Source organism: Sphingopyxis bauzanensis (assembly GCF_002205675.1).
Classification (GTDB): Bacteria; Pseudomonadota; Alphaproteobacteria; order Sphingomonadales; family Sphingomonadaceae; genus Sphingopyxis; species Sphingopyxis bauzanensis.
The window spans coordinates 890,411-906,279 of record NZ_NISK01000001.1 but is presented as its reverse complement, the minus strand read 5'-3'; the positions used below and the strand labels follow the sequence as shown (position 1 = coordinate 906,279).

Below are 15,869 nucleotides of genomic sequence, written 5' to 3'. Positions count from 1 at the left end.
CAACAAGATGGGGTCGCCACTTGTCATCGAAATCTACGGGCCTGCGCCATTGGCGCCAGCGCTTTAATGCGCTGTTTCAGGACCATGAAATCTTCATTCGCACGCATGGTCATGTTCGTTTCCTGCGTATCAGCGCCGTGTGGCAAAAGCGCGTTGCGCTGATTGCCGGGGTCGTGCTGCTCGCCTGGGCCGGCGCGACGCTCGCCGTGCTGATCAACCAGCTACTGACCGCCGACGAACGCGCCGCCGTCGCGCAGCAACAGGCCGCCGCCGCGGCGTCCGAAAAGCGCATCGCGCAGTATCGCGACCGCGTCGCCGAAACCGCCGCCGACCTCGAAGAACGGCAGGCGCTGCTCGAAGGCGTCGCAGAAACGCATTTCGGGATCGATGCCGAGGCGATGGCCGCACAGCCTGCCGCCGCAGCTGACGCCGCGAAAGCCGAACCGCTGCAGACCAGCGCCATCGATCCGAATCTGCCCCCCGAAGCTCAGGCGCTCGCGCGGCTCGAAGCGCGGCAGGAACGCTTTGCCAGCCGCCTGCTTGCCGCAGTCAATATCCGCGCTGCCAATGCCGAGGATGCGGTCGCCCAGCTCGGGCTCAACCCCGCCGCGATCGTCCGCAGCGCAGCAGCCGGCCGCGGTGGCCCGCTCATCCCGTACAAGGGCCGCATGGGCAAAGCAAAGGCACTCGGCGCGTCGTTCGCCGCGCTCGAAGGCGCCTTGTTCCGCATGGAAGTGCTCGAACGCACCCTCGTCGCCGTCCCGTCGGGTAACCCCGCCGACGTGCTGATGATGTCGTCGGGCTTCGGTTATCGCAGCGATCCCTTCACCGGCGGCGCCGCGATGCATTCGGGGCTCGATTTCCGCGGTCCGATCGGCACCCCGATCCTCGCCGCCGCCCCCGGCCGCGTCAGCTTTGTCGGCGCCAAATCGGGCTATGGTAATGTCGTCGAGGTCGATCATGGTCAGGGCATCATGACCCGCTATGCTCACTTGTCGGGCTTTACGTCGAAGGTCGGGGCGCAGGTCGCCGCCGGTCAGCAAATCGCGAAAATGGGCTCGACCGGCCGTTCGACCGGAAGCCACCTGCATTTCGAAGTCCGTCTGAACGGCGTCGCGGTCAACCCGCGCCGCTTCCTGGAGGCCAAAGCCGATGTTCTCGAAGTCAAAAACGACGCCCGACAGCGAGTCGGTGCCATCACTGCCCGGGGTGCCCGCTAAGATGGCGACCGGCGCGCGGCACACGACCTTTTCGATCCTGGGATCGGATGTCGTTGTCACCGGCAATGTTGCCGCCAGCGTCGACCTGCACGTCGACGGCAAAATCGACGGCGACCTGAAATGCGCCAACCTGGTCCAGGGCGAAGCAAGCGAGATCAAGGGCGCAGTCGTCGCCGAGACCGCGAAGATTGCGGGCCTGGTCGATGGCTCGATCGAGGCCAAGACACTGATCGTCCACACCACTGCACGGATCACCGGCGATGTCGTGTATGAAAATATCACGATCGAAAACGGCGGCAAGGTCGACGGCAAGCTGGCGCACCGTCGCCACGGTGCAGGCGTGGCCAAAGCCCCGCCGCCGCTGGAAGTCGTCGAGAACAAGTCGGCGCTGGGCATCTGACCCCGCTCCGCGCCGGGATCGCATGACCCCGCACCAATTCGACATCGACGCCCATGTCCATTGGACCTGGGGCCGCGGTGAAGCGCATGGGCGGATCGCCGAACGCTTCGAGACGCGCGTCGAGCGCATCATCAAGGGGGCGCGGATCGTCCGCAACGGCTCGGCCGCCAACCCCGCCTATCTGATCGAAATGATCGACGGGCGCGAGGTGCTCAAACTCGGCAGCGAACTCAGCGGCGGATGACGCTGCTGATCTGCATCGTGACGCCGATCCGGTCACCGAGTCCCAACCCCTCGGCGCGCTGCACCGCGACCTTGATCGGCAGCACATAGGTGTCGCCGCGTCGAAACAGCGAGGTGGTGAATTCGGTCGTGCCGATCTGCGCCGTCACCGGCACCATACCCCAGCCATAGCTCGCTTCGCGCGCGGCATAATGAACCTCACCGACCAGATGATCGGGGATGGGCGCGAACAGATAGGGCGGCGGGCCGCGCCATTCGATGATGTCGGCTTCGAAGGCGAGCATCAGTTCCTTGGCGCCTGCCGCCAGTAGCTCAGTGCTTCGGCGATATGGATGCGCCCGACGTCGGCGGCGCCTGCAAGGTCAGCGATCGTCCTCGCCACGCGCAATATTCGCGTATAGCCGCGCGCCGACAGCCGTATCGCCTCGGCCGCCTGTGCAAGCAATTTGCGTCCAGTCTCGTCGGGGGTCGCGACCGCCTCCATGAATTCGCCGTCGATTTCGGCGTTCGTGCACGCCTTGTGATCGGCGTAGCGCGCGGCGACGCGGGCTGCCGCCTCGGCGCTGCCCTCGGCCGGGGGCGGCAGCACGAGGTCGGCGGCGCTGACCGCCTGCACCTCGACGTGGAGGTCGACGCGGTCGAGCAGCGGGCCGGAGATGATCCGGCACTGCGCTTCGACCCCGCGCGCCTCAAGCCCCAGACAGGCGACAGTGAATTCGATCGCGACCATTAATGTTCCTTTTTTGTACTTTTGCGTTTTGGCCGCAAAGTGGGGCGCGGTCGAGTCGCCTTTTGTACCGGTTGGGATGTTGGCGGAAAGCCCCCCTCGCCAAGGCAGGGTGCCACGTAGCGTAGGCCACTTCGGGGTTTGACAACATACCAACCAGTCGGTATGTCAATTTACATGAACCCGAATCAGCCCGCTTCGACCCCCGAGTCCCGCCCCTCCGCCATTGCGGTGGCAGGCGTCGGGGCCGGTATCGCCGCGGTACGTGCGCCGCGCGGCAGCGCGCGGGCTGCGTTGATTGCGGCGGCGCACAGCACGGTGCGCAAGCAGGGCTATGCCGCAACAACGGTCGATCAGATTTGCGCCGCAGCGGGGGTGACCAAGGGCGCCTTTTTCCATCATTTCGCTTCGAAGGAAGCGCTGGCGGTCGCCGCGGCCGAGGCGTGGACCGAGCGCGCGCGGCCGATGTTCGAAATGCCGCCGCACACAAAACTGGATGATCCCCTCGCGCGGCTGATCGGCCATATCGATTTCCGCTTTGCAATGCTTGACGGCCCGGTCGAGGAGTTCACCTGTTTCGTCGGCACGATGGTGCAGGAAGCCTTTGCGACGAGCGACGCGATTCGCGCCGCGTGCGAGGCGAGCATCAACGCCTATTGCGCGGCGCTGACCCCCGACATCGAAGCGACGATGGCACGCTATGGCGCCCCCGAAGATGTTACCGCGCTCGGGCTGGCACAGCATATCCAGGCGGTGCTGCAAGGTAGCTTCATCCTGGCCAAAACGACGAACGATCCGGCGATTGCGCGGGAAAGCGTCACCCACCTGAAGCGTTATATCGGCATGTCGTTCGCACCGCCCGGCGCGTCATGACGTGGCAGGTAATTGCCCCGACGGCGCCCCCGCGCTGACTTGCCCCAAGCTACCCCCCAAGGAGAGAGACGATGCCTCAGATGATTTTTGTGAACCTGCCGGTGACCGACCTTGCCCGGTCGCAGGCCTTTTATGAAGCGGTCGGCGCGGTCAACAACCCCGCCTTCACCGACGACACCGCCGCGTGCATGGTCGTCGCCGAAGGATCGATCCACGTCATGCTGCTGACGCATGAAAAATGGGCAACCTTCACGTCAAAGACGATCCCCGACGCGCATAGGACGGCGCAGGTGCTGCTCTGCGTGTCCGCCGACAGCCGCGCCGAAGTCGATGCGCAGGTTGCCAAGGCGACCGCCGCGGGCGGCAAGGCCGACCCGACTCCGACCCAGGAATATGGCGACTTCATGTACGGTCGCAGCTTCGAAGATCCCGACGGCCATATCTGGGAAGTGATGTGGATGGACCCCGCCGCGATCCCCGCCGGTGAGCCTGCCGAAGCCTCCGCCTGACCGAACCGCGGAGGGGAACGGACGGCCACCCTTGCAACGGCCGCCGCTCCCCTCCCGAAGGGAGATCGACGATGAGTTTCCAAGCCTATCTCGACAATGTCGAGGCCAAGATCGGCAAGTCGGCCGCCGACCTGAAGGCGCTGGCGATCGACAGGGGCCTGGCTGACGAGAGCGGCCTCGCGCCGGGGGTCAAGCCCGGTGCGGTGATAGACTGGCTCAAGGGTGATTTCGACCTCGGCCACGGCCACGCGATGTCGATCGTCGCCTTTATCAAAGGGAAGCGGACCTAGAGGCCGCGCCAATCCAAGAGGACATATTATGATAGCCTTTCCTCCCCTCCAGATTTTCCGTCGCCGCCATCCTGGCGTCGCCGCTGCACTTGCCCTGCTGGCCAGCGCCGCGGTCGTCGCGGCGGTTCCCGAGCCCGCGAACGCCCAGCAGCCTGCCACTGCGACAGCGTCCGCAAGCGCCGCCAAAACGGGTTATGCCGAGGTCAATGGCCTGCGCCTCGATTATGCGGTGCATGGCGATCTGGCGTCGAAGCAGACGCCGTTGCTGGTGCTGCATGGTGCCTTCATGTCGGGCGAGGCGATGGCGCCGTTCGTCACCCCCTTTGCCGCATCGCGCCCCGTCATTACGATCGACGCGCGCGGCCACGGCCGCACCGGCAAGGTTCGCGGCGCGCTGAGTTACGACCAGATGGCCGACGATGCCGTCGCGGTGCTGGCGTCGCTGGGCATCAAGCGCGCCGATGTGCTGGGATATTCGATGGGCGGCAGCACGGCGATCGCCATGGCGGTGCGCCACCCCGACCGCGTCGGCAAACAGGTCATCATATCGGGCGCCGCCAGCCTCGACGGCTGGATTCCGGAAGTGTTGGCGGGCATCGCACAGATGACCCCCGAAATGTTCGCCGGCACCCCGATGGAAACCGAGTATAAAAGGCTGTCGCCCACCCCCGACGCCTTTCCCGACCTGGTCGCGGCGATCAAGCACATCGATGCCACGCCCTTTGCCTTTAGCGACGCCCAGTTGCGGGCGATTCCGGGCAGGACCATGGTCATATTGGGCGATGCCGATGGCGTCACCTTTGACCATGCATCAAGCTGTTCAAGCTGCGCGGCGGCGGCGACATCGCGACCGCGACGCAGGGTTTCATGACCGCCGCCCCCAAGGCGCGCCTGTCGATCCTGCCCGCGACATCGCACATCGGCGTCATGGCCGAGGCGCCGACGATCGCGGCGCAAGTGATCCCCTTTCTGGACGATGCCACGCCGCCGATGCCCGCCGGTTTTTTCTGACCCCCTGGCCCGCAAGGAGAGAGAATATGCCCGTCAATCCCGACGCCGATATCGAAATCATCGCATTCGACTGGGTTCCCGACTTCGCGCGCGGCTTCGTCCGCGACCTGCGTCCGCGCTGGGCGTGCGAGGAGCTGGGACTCGATTATGCCGAGAAACTGATCAGCGCGGTCGATCGCCCCGCCGATCATTACCGCCTGCAACCCTGGGGGCAGGTGCCGGTGCTGCGCGACGGCGACATCACCTTGTTCGAAAGCGGCGCGATCATGCTGCATCTGGCCGCAAAGGACGCGCGGTTGCTGCCGACCGGTGCGCAGGCCCGCGCCGACGCCACCGCCTGGGTGTTCGCGGCGCTGAACAGCGTCGAGCCGATGATGTTCGAGTTGGGCAATGTCGATATTTTTTCGAATGACGAAGAATGGGCGAAGCTGCGCCGTCCCGGCCTAATCGACTTCATCCGCACACGATTTGGCCGCCTGTCCGATGCGCTGGGCGACAAAGCCTATCTGCTCGGCGATTTCAGCATCGCCGACATCGCGATGGCGACGGTACTGCGCGAAGGCGTCGAGGCGGGACTGATCGCCGAATATCCGCAGCTGGCCGCCTATCTCGATCGCTGCACGGGCCGTCCGGCGTTCCAGCGCGCGATGGATGCGCAGCTGGCATCATTCAAAGAAGAGCCAGTTACGGCCTGAATTTTCTACCCCCCTTAAGGAGAGACAAGATGACCTATGTTGAAGGATTTGTCGTGGCGGTGCCGACCGCCAACAAGGAAGCGTATCGCCAACATGCCGCCGACGCCGTCCCCCTGTTCAAGGAGTTCGGCGTGGCGCGGATGGTCGAGGCGTGGGGCGACGATGTGCCCGACGGCAAGGTCAACGACCTGAAGGGCGCGGTGCAGGCGAAGGATGACGAAACCGTCGTGTTCAGCTGGTTCGAATATCCCGACAAGGCCACCCGCGACGCGGCGAACGAAAAGATGATGAGCGACCCGCGGATGCAGAGCATGGGCGAAGCGATGCCGTTCGACGCGAAACGGATGATCATCGGCGGCTTTGATGCGATCGTCGATGACCGCGCGAGCGGCGCGATGGGTTATGCCGATGGCTATGTCGTGCCCGTTCCCGACGGCAACAAGGACGCCTATCGCGCGCTGGCCGAAAAGGCATCGCAGGTGTTCCGCGACCATGGCGCGACGCGCGTCGTCGAGGCGTGGGGCGACGATGTCCCCGACGGCAAGGTGACCGATTATGCCCGTGCGGTGCACAGGCAGGACGGCGAGACCGTCGTGTTCAGCTGGGTCGAATGGCCGAGCAAAGTAGCGCGCGTCGCGGGCTGGGAAAAGGTGATGGCCGACGAACGAATGCAGCCCGACGGCAGCGAAGTTCCGTTCGACGGCAAGCGCATGATCTATGGCGGCTTCGCGCCGATCGTCGAGGCGTGACGCCATGATCCTCCCTGTGGCGCAGCCATGGGGGACACAGCCCGGAGGGCTAACGGAGAGGCCATGGCGCGACGTTGCGGCCCCTCCACCCCCGCTTCGCGGCGGTCCCCCTCCCCATCGCTTCGCGGCAAGGAGGATCGAGAGGAGAAGTCCGGTGACGAAAACCATCGAACGCGTCGAAATGTTGAGCATTTCAAGCCCCGGCCATGTCGTGCGCGTCGACAAGGCGAAATATGACGCGATGAAAGCCGCGCTGCATGCGGTCGTGCCACAACAGGCGCCGGGGCTGACCGTCGCCGAAGTCAAGACCGGCGTGCTGCCGCGCCTGCCGGACGATCTTTTTCCCGGCGGCGCGAAAGCGGGCTGGTGGCTGAAGGGTGTCCAGCTCGACCTGGAAGCGCGCGGCGTCATCGCGCGCGAAAATGTGAAGCCGCTGCGGCTGCATAGAATCTGACGAACGCGGTTCCCTTTTTCTGAGGAGGAAGACGATGAGCAAGCCCGCCAATATCATCTGGTACGAACTGATGACCCCCGATCCCGCCGGCGCCGCCACCTTTTATGGCGCGGTGGTTGGCTGGACGATCGCCAGCCACGCCGATCCCGCTGTCGGGGGAATGGATTACCGCATGATCGGGCGCAGCGACGGCGGCAATGCCGGCGGGGTGCTCGCGCTGAACGCCGATATGCTTGCCGGTGGCGCACGGCCGCTCTGGATCGGTTACCTTGAGGTCGACGATGTCGACGCCGCCGTCGACGCGATCAAGGCCGATGGCGGTGCGGTGCAGATGCCCGCGACCGACTTGCCCGTCGGGCGCATCGCGATGGTCACCGACCCGCAAGGCGCGCCCTTTTACATCATGGACCCGATCCCGCCCTTGGGCGCGCCGGAGGGGACAAGCGATGTGTTTTCGATGACCGAGCCGCAGCGCATCCGCTGGAACGAGCTGGCGACGTCGGACCCCGACGCTGCAGTGCGTTTCTACACCAAGCATTTCGGCTGGGGACAGGAGGGCGAAATGCCGATGGGTGAACTCGGCGCCTACCGCTTCATCCAGTGTGGCCAAGTCGGCATCGGGGCAGTGATGCCGCTGATGGAAGGTTATCCGGCGCCGGTGTGGAATTTCTATATCGGCGTTGACGACATCGACCGCGCGCGCGCCGCGGTGGCCGCGAACGGCGGCACCATCACCAACGAACCGATGGCAATTCCGGGCGGCGAATATGCGATGAACGCGATCGATCCGCAGGGCGCGGCGATCGGCTTTGTCGGCCCGCGAAAATCCTGAATCTCCCCAAGAAAGTAAAGGAGAGACGATGAGCAAGACCCCCCTGACCCTGTGCCTGTGGTACGAAGGCGATGCCGAAGAAGCCGCCAGTTTCTATGCCAACACCTTTGCCGACAGCCATGTCGGAGCGGTCCACCGTTCGCCCACCGACACCCCCGGTGGCAAGGAAGGCGATGTCCTGACGGTCGAATTTACGCTGCTCGGCGCCCCCTGCCTTGGGCTCAACGGCCCGCCGATCTTCAAGCATAGCGAAGCCTTTTCTTTCGTCGTCCACACCGACACGCAGGAAGAAACCGACCGATTGTGGGATGCGATCACCGGCAATGGCGGCACCGAAAGCGTGTGCGGGTGGTGCAAGGATAAATGGGGGGTGTCGTGGCAGATCACCCCGCGCGTCCTGCTCGAAGCGACGACCAATTCCGACAAGGCGGTCGCCAAGCGCGCGTTCGACGCGATGATGACGATGAAAAAGATCGACATCGCGGCGATCGAAGCCGCGGTGCGGGGCTGAGCGATGCTGACCCTCTATGCCCACCCCTTTTCATCCTACAGCTGGAAGGCGCAGATCGCGCTGGACGAAAAGGGTATCGATTTCGACTATCGCAATGTCGACCCCGAATTTCCGCAGCATAGCAAGCAACTGCATGCGCTGTGGCCGGTGGGGAAATTTCCGCTGCTCGTCGATGGCGACCGGACGCTGTTCGAAACGTCGATCATCATCGAATATCTCGACCGCGTGCAGCCCGAACCGCGGCTGATCCCCGCGGACCCCGATGCGGCGCTGCGGGTGCGGCAGCTGGACCGTATTTTCGACCTGCATGTGATGGCGGTGATGCAGGACATCGTGAACGACCGCATCCGCGGGCCGGAGGGGCATGCGCCGATGATCGTCGAAAAGGCACGGGCAGCGCTCGATACCATCTATGGCTGGCTCGACATGCAATTGGCGGGCGGCGGCTGGGCGACGCCCGACGGCTTCACGCTGGCCGACTGCGCCGCGGCACCGTCGCTGTTCTACGCCGACTGGGTGCATGAAATCCCGGCGCATTTTGCCAATCTACGCGCCTATCGCGCGCGGCTGCTCGCGCATCCGTCGGTCGCGCGCGCGGTCGATGGCGCGCGCCCCTACCGCCACTATTTTCCCGGCGGCGCCCCCGACCGCGATTGACGTGGCAAGCGTCCCGCAATGGGGTTAACGCGGCGCTGACGTTGCCGCTTTGCGTTTTGGCAAGCGCGCGGGCGCGAAAGCGGGGGCATGGCTTCACCGATCGCCCTCGCCCGCACCCTATTCGTCGCGCTTTGCGCGGCGGTGCTGGCGTTTGCACCGGTGCAGGCGCAGCAGGGCCTGACCGTCACCACGACGGTGAGCTGGACGTGGGAAGAGGTCGGCAGCGATGCCCACGGCGCAGTCTTCGACGAAGAGGCCGCGTTGTTCGATGACGACGCGCTGGCCGAGGACGCCGACATGGCGGCGACGCGGCGCTATGCACCGAGCGAGGCCTTGGCAACGCTGGGCCGAGCCAAGGCGCATTACGGTCCCTTTGCCGTGATCGACGCGGCCACGGTGCGCATGGCGGGCGACGTGACGTCGGCGACGCCGCGCCAGTTTGCGGCGATGCTGGCCGCCTTTCCGGGGCTCAAGCGGCTGGAGATGGTGGACTGCCCTGGCAGCCTCGACGAGGAAGCGAACCTGATATTGGCGCGCGCGATCCGCCGCGCGGGAATGGAAACCGTCGTCCCGAGTGGCGGCTCGGTGCGGTCGGGCGCGGTCGAGCTTTGGCTCGCCGGCAGCACCCGCCGCGCCGCTTCGGACGCCGAATTCGGGGTGCACAGCTGGGCCGACGACACGGGGCGCGAGGCGAATGATTACGCCGCCAGCGACCCGGTGCATGCCGAATATCTCGGCTATTACCGCGAGATGGGGATGGACGACGCCAAGGCGCGCGCCTTTTACGCGCTGACCAACAGCACCCCGTTCGACGAGGTACGCTACCTGACCCGCGACGACATGGCGAGGTTCGTCACGCTGCATTAATGCCCGTCGCCCCCACGAAGCGGGGGCCGTTGGTCGCCTTGTACTACGCCGATAGCGGCCCCGCCTTCCAGGGGCGACGCGATAGTTGCAACCGCCCGCCTTGCTCCCCACATCGGCCTTCATGGCGAGACGCAGCCTTTACCAGCGATTGCGGTCGACCGCGCAGGTGCGGCTCGCGCTGTTCATTCTGGGCGTGCTGCTGATTCTGATTTCGCCAATCATCGGGGTGCTCCCCGGCCCCGGCTTTCTGATCCTGTTCCCCGTCGGGCTGATGCTGTGCCTGCAGAACAGCGCGTGGGCGAAGCGCATCTATGTCCGCTTCAAACGACGCCATCCGCGCTATGCCGCCTGGACCGACCGGGTGATGCGGCGGACCAGCGCAGCGCGGCGGCGCGCGCGCGACGCGCTGATCGCAGCCGATGGTGAAGCGCTGGAAAACCGCCGCGATGCCAATTGACTTTCCGCCGACTCTCGCTTATCCGCGCCTCCATCAGTGGCCGCCCACGTTTGGCGGCCCTTTTCTGTTAGAGCCTTGCAAGAGATTTAGGGATAACCGCGATGAAGCGTACCTTTCAACCGAGCAACCTCGTGCGCGCCCGTCGCCACGGTTTCCGCGCCCGCAAGGCGACGGTCGGCGGTCGCAAGATTCTCGCCAACCGCCGCGCCCAGGGCCGCAAGAAGCTGTCGGCCTGACCGCTGACGCTTCTGCGCCAGTGAAACTGGTGCGAACGCTTTCAAAACGCAGCGAATTTCTGGCCGCCAACCGCGGCCTTCGCTTTCCCATGCCCGGCTTTGTCCTGCTCGTCCGCCAGCGCGGCGACGCCGACGACGCAATGGGCATTGGCTATACCGTCAGCAAGAAAGTCGGCAACGCCGTCACCCGCAACCGGATGAAACGCCGGCTGCGCGAACTGTGCCGTGCGGCGCTGCCCGAATCGGGGATTTCGGGCGCCGACCATGTGCTGATCGGGCGCCCCGGCGGCAACGACATCGTCTTTGCCGAGCTGGGCGAGCAGCTCGATTCGGCGTTGACGCGCGCCGCGAAGAAATTGGCGCGATGAAGGCCTGTCCTGCATTATTTCGCCGGTGTACCGTTTCGGAATGACCGCCTCGCCTGCCCCGTCCCGAACGCGAATTGCGGGTGAAGTTGCGCAGTTTTCCGGGCTTCCGGTATGATCGCCCGGCTGCTCATCCTGATCGCGCGCGGGTGGCAGATCGGGCCGTCGCGCATCCTGCCGCCGACCTGCCGCTATTCGCCCTCGTGCAGCGCCTATGCCATCACCGCGCTGTCACGCTATGGTGCGATCAAGGGTGGCTGGCTGGCGACAAAGCGGCTATTGCGCTGCCATCCTTGGGGCGGGCATGGCCATGATCCGGTGCCGTAGCTGCCGTTTTCCCCGACATTTTGAGACGAAGAGAGACCGTAGAGCGTGGACGACAAGCGTAATCTGATCGCGGCAATATTGTTGTCGGTGGCCATCCTGCTGGGCTGGAACTTCGTCTCGGCACAGTTTTTCCCGACCCCGGCCAAGCCCGATGTGACGACGACTGTCGCCGGCGCCAATGGCACGCCCGCCACCACCCCGGCGGCACAGGGCCAGCCGAGCGCGCTGCCCACCGCCACGGCCCCCGCTGCCCCCGCGACGCAGGCGATCCGCCCGGTCGAGGCCGCGCTGGCCGAGGGTAACCGCGTGCCGATCGAAACCCCCGCGCTGGCCGGATCGATCAACCTGGTCGGCGCGCGTATCGACGACATCACGCTGACCAAATATCGCCAGACGATCAAAAAGGATTCGCCCCCGGTGCGCCTGTTTGCGCCGGGCGGCACCAAGGCGGCCTATTTCGCCAGCATCGGCTGGTCGGCGCAGGGCATCGCGGTGCCGAATGCGAGCACCGTGTGGACCGCGACCGGCAGCAAACTGACCCCGACGTCGCCGGTGACGCTGAGCTGGGCCAACACAACCGGCCAGACGTTCCGCATCGAATATAGCATCGACGCCAATTATCTGATCACCGCCAAACAGACGATCGCCAACAGCGGCGCCGCGCCAGTGAGCGCGAGCAGCTTTGCACTGATCGACCGGCTGGGCAAACCGACCGACCCGCATGAGGTCGACAGCTGGACGATCCACGTCGGCCCGACCGGCTATCTCGACGGCAAGTCTGTGTTCGACACCGATTATGACGATCTTGAGGAAGCGCCGAACCGCACCGTGCGCTACAATGCCGCGGGCTGGCTGGGCTTCACCGATAAATATTGGCTGGCGGCGATCGTTCCGGCGAAGGGCGAGCGCGTCACCGCGGCGATCAGTTCGCCGAGCGCAAACAATTACCAGACGCTGTTTGCGCGCGACTTTGCGCAGGTCGGCCCGGGCCAGCAGATCACGACCACCAGCCGCATCTTTGCCGGTGCCAAGGAAGTCGAGGTTCTCGAAAGCTATCAGGACAAGCTGGGCATCACCCGCCTGTCGAACGCGATCGATTGGGGCTGGTTCGAATTTTTCGCGGTGCCGATCTTCAAGTTGCTGCACTGGCTGTTCCTGCAGGTCGGCAATTTCGGCGTCGCGATCATGGCGCTGACGCTGATCATCCGCCTGCTGATGTTCCCGATCGCCAACCGGCAATTCTCGTCGATGGCGCAAATGCGCGTTGTCCAGCCGAAGATGAAAGCGCTGCAGGAACGCTTCAAGGACGACAAGCCCAAGATGCAGCAGGAGCTGATGAAGCTCTATAAGGACGAAAAAATCAATCCGCTGGCGGGCTGTCTGCCGATCCTGATCCAGATCCCGATTTTCTATGCGCTGTACAAGGTGCTGATGCTGGCGATCGAAATGCGCCACCAGCCGTTCATCCTGTGGATCAAGGATCTGTCGGCGCCCGATCCGCTGCACATCCTCAATCTGTTCGGCCTGCTGCCCTTTACCCCGCCGTCGATCCTGGCGATCGGCGTGATGGCGGTGATCCTGGGCGTGACGATGTGGTTGCAGTTCCGCCTGAACCCCGCCCCGGCCGACCCGGTGCAGGCGCAGGTGTTCAAGATCATGCCATGGCTGTTCATGTTCATCATGGCGCCGTTCGCCGCGGGCCTGCTGCTCTACTGGATCACCAATAATATCCTGTCGATCGCGCAGCAGCAGTGGATGTACCGCAAGTTCCCGGCGCTGAAGGCGCAGGCGGCGACGTGAGCGATATCGATCTTGAACCCGGCGCGGATCCGGAACGGGCGGAACGCGCGCGCAAACTGTTTTCGGGACCGATCGCCTTCCTGAAATCGGCGCCGGCGCTCGAACATCTGCCGCCGCCGAGCATGCCCGAGATTGCCTTTGCGGGGCGATCGAACGTCGGCAAATCGTCGCTGCTCAACGCGCTGACCAACCGCAACGGGCTGGCGCGCACGTCGGTGACCCCGGGGCGGACGCAGGAGCTCAATTACTTCGACGTCGGCGAACCTTTGGTGTTCCGACTGGTCGATATGCCCGGCTATGGTTTTGCCAAGGCGCCGAAGGATGTCGTCAAGAAATGGCGATACCTGATCAACGATTATCTGCGCGGGCGCGCGGTGTTGAAGCGCACTTTGGTGCTGATCGACAGCCGTCACGGGTTGAAAGATGTCGACCGCGAGTTCCTCGAAATGCTCGACACCGCCGCGGTCAGCTATCGCATCGTGTTGACCAAGGCCGACAAGATCAAAGCCAGCGAGCTGGCCGCGGTCCACGCCGCGACCGAGGCCGAAGCGCGCAAACATGCCGCGGCGCATCCCGAGGTGATTGTGACGTCGTCGGAGAAGGGCTTGGGGATTGCCGAGCTGCGTACGGCGGTGCTGGAGGCGGTGGAGGTTTGACTTTCGCTCCTCTCGCCTTGAGGGAGAGGATAGTGAAGGTTGGACCGACGAAGTCGGGCCTACCGCAACTTGGTGAGGGCAAGGACGCCAGCGTCGCCCCCTCACCCAGCTTCGACTAGGCAGCAAGCTGCCAAGTCTTCGCAACCCTCTCGCTCCGAGGGAGAGGGAAAAAGGGAGACCCCATGAAACTGTTCATCGGCAACAAGGCCTATTCCAGCTGGAGCCTGCGTGGCTGGCTCGCCGCCAAGCATAGCGGCCTCCCGTTCGAAGAAATCACCGTCCCGCTCTATGACGAGGAATGGAACCAGCGCCGCGAGGGTGACGAATTTGCGCCGTCGGGCGGCAAAGTGCCGATCCTGTGGGACGGCGACGACATCGTCGTATGGGACAGTCTGGCGATTATCGACTATCTCAATGAAAAGACCGGCGGGACGAAGGGATATTGGCCCGACAATATGGCGGCGCGCGCGATGGCGCGGTCGATGGCGGCCGAAATGCATTCGAGCTTTGCCGCGCTGCGCCGCAATCACAGCATGAACATCCGCCGCATCTATCCCGCCGCGCCGCTGCTGCCCGAAGTGCAGGCCGATGTCGTCCGCATCCTGCAAATCTGGGCCGAAGCGCGGGCGCGGTTCGGCGGCGAGGGCGATTATCTGTTCGGCGACTGGTCGGCCGCCGACATGATGTTCGCTCCGGTGGTCACCCGCTTCATCACTTACTCGATCCCGCTGCCCCCCTTTGCGCTGGCCTATATGCAGGCAGTGATCAGCCACACGTGCATGCAGGAATGGATCGGCGGCGCGCAAGCCGAGGACTGGATTATCGAGAAGTTCGAGGGCACGCCGCCAGCCTAACTCCCCGCCGACACCGCGAACCAGATCGCTATCCCGACCATCGCGAGCGCCAGCAGGCGACGGATCGTCCGCGTGCGCGCCGGATCACTCAGCCATCCCCCGATCCGACTGGCACCAAGGACAATCGCCAGATGGACGGCCGTGGCGATGACAATGCTGACCAGAGCAAGTGCGAAGGCCACCGCGAAGCCCGGTATCTCCCCGCCATTGAATTGGGGAATGACGACGACAAAAAAGAGCATCGCTTTTGGATTGAGCAAATTTACCGTCAGGCCCGACAGGAAATGTCGTCGCGATCGGCCGGGATCGCCAAGGATCGCGGGCGAATTTTCGCCTGCATCGTGCCAGCTTTGCCAGGCCAGCCACAATAGAAAGACCGCACCACCCCAGCGCAGCGCTTGAGCCAGGGCCACGCTTTCGGCAACGATGTAAGCGATACCGAGCGCAGCGGCCAGCGCGTTCACGAAGAGGCCGATGGCAACCCCCGCTGTTGCCGCCAGCCCCGACCAGCGCCCTTCGCCCAGCGACAAAGCCGCGAGCCACGCCATGTTCGGACCGGGGGTCAATTCGATCAACAGAACCGCCAGCGCGAAACCAAGCCAGTCTGCGGCGCTCATGGAATCCGCGATGTCGGATAGGGCGTACCGTCCTTGTGGAAATAGCCATCCGGTCCGAACAGCATGTCGATGTCCGAATAGCCGCCGCCGGTGTCGTACTTCTTGCCGCCACCGAGCGCGACAAACACGCAGTCGGCGTCCGATTCATTGATCAGATGATGGCCGTTGGTGCTGCCCTTGGGCCACACCGCGATATCGCCGGGGCGCATCGGCGAGCGGCCCTCGTCTTCGATCAGGGTCGCTTCGCCCGAAATCATCACCAGCATCTCGTCCTCGCCATCGTGCCAGTGGCGCTGCGACGACCAGGCGCCGGGTTTCAGCACAACGTGGCTGGCGGCGAAATCGCTGAGGCCGGTCGCGGGGGCGAGACGGCGGTACCAGCGGCCCTGCACCGGCGCGTCATAGGGGGCGGGATAGCCGGTGGTGTTGGTTTGCGGGATGGTGGCGAGGTCGAGTTTGGGCATGGGGTCGGTTCCTGTTGCGGCGCGGATGGGTGCGGATTCAGCGTCTTTTGTTTCG

The 15,869-nt window shown here is 64.7% G+C and carries 25 protein-coding genes and 1 pseudogene; 22 read left to right on the top strand and 4 right to left on the bottom strand.

The genetic code is table 11. From position 1 onward, the window contains the following. The first annotated feature begins 20 nt into the window (after positions 1-20). From CDQ92_RS04480 to CDQ92_RS04470, 3 genes are read left to right on the top strand one after another with little or no spacing between them, the layout of a single operon-like run. The gene (locus CDQ92_RS04480) at positions 21-1,220 is read left to right on the top strand and encodes a M23 family metallopeptidase (RefSeq protein ID WP_088440144.1); all 1,200 of its coding nucleotides are present in this window, start codon (positions 21-23) and stop codon (positions 1,218-1,220) included. Position 1,221: 1 nt separating this feature from the next. Further along, positions 1,222-1,620, top strand: coding sequence for a bactofilin family protein (locus tag CDQ92_RS04475; RefSeq protein WP_088440143.1), 399 nt, complete (start codon positions 1,222-1,224; stop codon positions 1,618-1,620). A 22-nt stretch (positions 1,621-1,642) separates the two neighbouring features. Continuing rightward, entirely contained in the window at positions 1,643-1,864 is a 222-nt protein-coding gene (locus CDQ92_RS04470) for a hypervirulence associated TUDOR domain-containing protein (protein WP_088440142.1), read from the top strand. On the opposite strand, the gene CDQ92_RS04465 is transcribed toward CDQ92_RS04470, so the two are convergent. Beyond that, the gene (locus CDQ92_RS04465) at positions 1,851-2,147 is read right to left on the bottom strand and encodes a DUF1905 domain-containing protein (RefSeq protein WP_088440141.1); all 297 of its coding nucleotides are present in this window, start codon (positions 2,145-2,147) and stop codon (positions 1,851-1,853) included. The two genes, CDQ92_RS04470 and CDQ92_RS04465, sit on opposite strands and share 14 nt — an antisense overlap. Next, positions 2,147-2,521: pseudogene (locus tag CDQ92_RS04460) on the bottom strand (magnesium chelatase subunit ChlI family protein); the annotation flags it as partial. The pseudogene CDQ92_RS04460 and the gene CDQ92_RS04465, both read right to left, overlap by 1 nt. Positions 2,522-2,767: 246 nt before the next feature. Between CDQ92_RS04460 and CDQ92_RS04455 the strand changes: the two are divergent. From CDQ92_RS04455 to CDQ92_RS04370, 19 genes are all read left to right on the top strand, one after another. Further along, positions 2,768-3,463, top strand: a complete 696-nt coding sequence (locus CDQ92_RS04455) for a TetR/AcrR family transcriptional regulator (protein ID WP_088440140.1) — start codon at positions 2,768-2,770, stop codon at positions 3,461-3,463. Between the two features lie 71 nt (positions 3,464-3,534). Further along, positions 3,535-3,972, top strand: a complete 438-nt coding sequence (locus tag CDQ92_RS04450) for a VOC family protein (RefSeq protein WP_088440139.1) — start codon at positions 3,535-3,537, stop codon at positions 3,970-3,972. Between the two features lie 71 nt (positions 3,973-4,043). Beyond that, on the top strand, positions 4,044-4,262 hold the full coding sequence (locus CDQ92_RS04445; protein ID WP_088440138.1) for a DUF4287 domain-containing protein: 219 nt from the start codon (positions 4,044-4,046) through the stop codon (positions 4,260-4,262). A 28-nt stretch (positions 4,263-4,290) separates the two neighbouring features. Further along, positions 4,291-5,133, top strand: a complete 843-nt coding sequence (locus tag CDQ92_RS04440; RefSeq protein ID WP_088440137.1) for an alpha/beta fold hydrolase — start codon at positions 4,291-4,293, stop codon at positions 5,131-5,133. Next, positions 5,130-5,273 (top strand): hypothetical protein, encoded by a 144-nt coding sequence (locus CDQ92_RS21050; protein ID WP_158213761.1) that lies wholly within the window; start codon positions 5,130-5,132, stop codon positions 5,271-5,273. The genes CDQ92_RS04440 and CDQ92_RS21050 overlap by 4 nt, the downstream gene beginning before the upstream one ends. A gap of 26 nt (positions 5,274-5,299) precedes the next feature. Continuing rightward, positions 5,300-5,968 carry a glutathione S-transferase family protein gene (locus CDQ92_RS04435; RefSeq protein ID WP_088440136.1) on the top strand — a complete coding sequence of 223 codons (669 nt, stop codon included), beginning with the start codon at positions 5,300-5,302 and terminating at the stop codon, positions 5,966-5,968. Positions 5,969-5,997: 29 nt separating this feature from the next. Next, the gene (locus CDQ92_RS22030; protein WP_088440135.1) at positions 5,998-6,717 is read left to right on the top strand and encodes a DUF1428 domain-containing protein; all 720 of its coding nucleotides are present in this window, start codon (positions 5,998-6,000) and stop codon (positions 6,715-6,717) included. A gap of 154 nt (positions 6,718-6,871) precedes the next feature. Next, complete coding sequence (locus CDQ92_RS04425) at positions 6,872-7,171, top strand: DUF6958 family protein (RefSeq protein ID WP_201792026.1); 300 nt, start codon at positions 6,872-6,874, stop codon at positions 7,169-7,171. Between the two features lie 34 nt (positions 7,172-7,205). After that, positions 7,206-8,003, top strand: a complete 798-nt coding sequence (locus CDQ92_RS04420) for a VOC family protein (protein ID WP_088440134.1) — start codon at positions 7,206-7,208, stop codon at positions 8,001-8,003. Between the two features lie 28 nt (positions 8,004-8,031). Then, entirely contained in the window at positions 8,032-8,514 is a 483-nt protein-coding gene (locus CDQ92_RS04415) for a VOC family protein (protein WP_088440133.1), read from the top strand. Positions 8,515-8,517: 3 nt separating this feature from the next. Further along, positions 8,518-9,171, top strand: coding sequence for a glutathione S-transferase family protein (locus tag CDQ92_RS04410; protein WP_188682200.1), 654 nt, complete (start codon positions 8,518-8,520; stop codon positions 9,169-9,171). Between the two features lie 87 nt (positions 9,172-9,258). After that, positions 9,259-10,038, top strand: coding sequence for an alpha/beta hydrolase (locus tag CDQ92_RS04405; RefSeq protein ID WP_088440132.1), 780 nt, complete (start codon positions 9,259-9,261; stop codon positions 10,036-10,038). Between the two features lie 121 nt (positions 10,039-10,159). Then, on the top strand, positions 10,160-10,495 hold the full coding sequence (locus tag CDQ92_RS04400; protein WP_088440131.1) for a hypothetical protein: 336 nt from the start codon (positions 10,160-10,162) through the stop codon (positions 10,493-10,495). Between the two features lie 101 nt (positions 10,496-10,596). Next, positions 10,597-10,731 (top strand): 50S ribosomal protein L34, encoded by a 135-nt coding sequence (gene rpmH / locus CDQ92_RS04395; protein ID WP_039570342.1) that lies wholly within the window; start codon positions 10,597-10,599, stop codon positions 10,729-10,731. Between the two features lie 20 nt (positions 10,732-10,751). Then, positions 10,752-11,099: a ribonuclease P protein component gene (gene rnpA / locus CDQ92_RS04390; RefSeq protein ID WP_308423568.1), complete on the top strand. Its 348-nt coding sequence runs from the start codon at positions 10,752-10,754 to the stop codon at positions 11,097-11,099. 111 nt (positions 11,100-11,210) lie between these two features. Then, a complete protein-coding gene (gene yidD / locus CDQ92_RS04385; protein WP_088440130.1) occupies positions 11,211-11,423 on the top strand; it encodes a membrane protein insertion efficiency factor YidD in 213 nt (70 codons plus the stop codon). A gap of 45 nt (positions 11,424-11,468) precedes the next feature. After that, a complete protein-coding gene (gene yidC / locus CDQ92_RS04380; protein ID WP_088440129.1) occupies positions 11,469-13,223 on the top strand; it encodes a membrane protein insertase YidC in 1,755 nt (584 codons plus the stop codon). Beyond that, on the top strand, positions 13,220-13,879 hold the full coding sequence (yihA, locus tag CDQ92_RS04375; RefSeq protein ID WP_088440567.1) for a ribosome biogenesis GTP-binding protein YihA/YsxC: 660 nt from the start codon (positions 13,220-13,222) through the stop codon (positions 13,877-13,879). The genes yidC and yihA overlap by 4 nt, the downstream gene beginning before the upstream one ends. 182 nt (positions 13,880-14,061) lie before the next feature. Beyond that, positions 14,062-14,733, top strand: a complete 672-nt coding sequence (locus CDQ92_RS04370) for a glutathione S-transferase family protein (protein WP_088440128.1) — start codon at positions 14,062-14,064, stop codon at positions 14,731-14,733. Here CDQ92_RS04370 and CDQ92_RS04365 read toward each other — a convergent pair. Further along, a complete protein-coding gene (locus CDQ92_RS04365; protein WP_088440127.1) occupies positions 14,730-15,350 on the bottom strand; it encodes a LysE family translocator in 621 nt (206 codons plus the stop codon). The genes CDQ92_RS04370 and CDQ92_RS04365 overlap by 4 nt on opposite strands. After that, on the bottom strand, positions 15,347-15,814 hold the full coding sequence (locus CDQ92_RS04360) for a cupin domain-containing protein (RefSeq protein WP_088440126.1): 468 nt from the start codon (positions 15,812-15,814) through the stop codon (positions 15,347-15,349). Before CDQ92_RS04360 ends, CDQ92_RS04365 begins: the two co-directional genes overlap by 4 nt. Between the last annotated feature and the right edge of the window lie 55 nt (positions 15,815-15,869).

Coding starts and splice junctions, on each gene's coding strand:
- CDQ92_RS04360 (WP_088440126.1), bottom strand. CDS start 15,814: ATGCCCAAACTCGACCTCGCCACCATCCCGCAAACCAACACCACCGGC.
- CDQ92_RS04415 (WP_088440133.1), top strand. CDS start 8,032: ATGAGCAAGACCCCCCTGACCCTGTGCCTGTGGTACGAAGGCGATGCC.
- CDQ92_RS04400 (WP_088440131.1), top strand. CDS start 10,160: ATGGCGAGACGCAGCCTTTACCAGCGATTGCGGTCGACCGCGCAGGTG.
- CDQ92_RS04365 (WP_088440127.1), bottom strand. CDS start 15,350: ATGAGCGCCGCAGACTGGCTTGGTTTCGCGCTGGCGGTTCTGTTGATC.
- CDQ92_RS04475 (WP_088440143.1), top strand. CDS start 1,222: ATGGCGACCGGCGCGCGGCACACGACCTTTTCGATCCTGGGATCGGAT.
- CDQ92_RS21050 (WP_158213761.1), top strand. CDS start 5,130: ATGACCGCCGCCCCCAAGGCGCGCCTGTCGATCCTGCCCGCGACATCG.
- yidD (WP_088440130.1), top strand. CDS start 11,211: ATGATCGCCCGGCTGCTCATCCTGATCGCGCGCGGGTGGCAGATCGGG.
- CDQ92_RS04465 (WP_088440141.1), bottom strand. CDS start 2,147: ATGCTCGCCTTCGAAGCCGACATCATCGAATGGCGCGGCCCGCCGCCC.
- CDQ92_RS04470 (WP_088440142.1), top strand. CDS start 1,643: ATGACCCCGCACCAATTCGACATCGACGCCCATGTCCATTGGACCTGG.
- rpmH (WP_039570342.1), top strand. CDS start 10,597: ATGAAGCGTACCTTTCAACCGAGCAACCTCGTGCGCGCCCGTCGCCAC.
- CDQ92_RS04440 (WP_088440137.1), top strand. CDS start 4,291: ATGATAGCCTTTCCTCCCCTCCAGATTTTCCGTCGCCGCCATCCTGGC.
- CDQ92_RS04435 (WP_088440136.1), top strand. CDS start 5,300: ATGCCCGTCAATCCCGACGCCGATATCGAAATCATCGCATTCGACTGG.
- CDQ92_RS04370 (WP_088440128.1), top strand. CDS start 14,062: ATGAAACTGTTCATCGGCAACAAGGCCTATTCCAGCTGGAGCCTGCGT.
- CDQ92_RS04410 (WP_188682200.1), top strand. CDS start 8,518: ATGCTGACCCTCTATGCCCACCCCTTTTCATCCTACAGCTGGAAGGCG.
- CDQ92_RS04405 (WP_088440132.1), top strand. CDS start 9,259: ATGGCTTCACCGATCGCCCTCGCCCGCACCCTATTCGTCGCGCTTTGC.
- CDQ92_RS22030 (WP_088440135.1), top strand. CDS start 5,998: ATGACCTATGTTGAAGGATTTGTCGTGGCGGTGCCGACCGCCAACAAG.
- CDQ92_RS04420 (WP_088440134.1), top strand. CDS start 7,206: ATGAGCAAGCCCGCCAATATCATCTGGTACGAACTGATGACCCCCGAT.
- CDQ92_RS04445 (WP_088440138.1), top strand. CDS start 4,044: ATGAGTTTCCAAGCCTATCTCGACAATGTCGAGGCCAAGATCGGCAAG.
- CDQ92_RS04450 (WP_088440139.1), top strand. CDS start 3,535: ATGCCTCAGATGATTTTTGTGAACCTGCCGGTGACCGACCTTGCCCGG.
- CDQ92_RS04455 (WP_088440140.1), top strand. CDS start 2,768: ATGAACCCGAATCAGCCCGCTTCGACCCCCGAGTCCCGCCCCTCCGCC.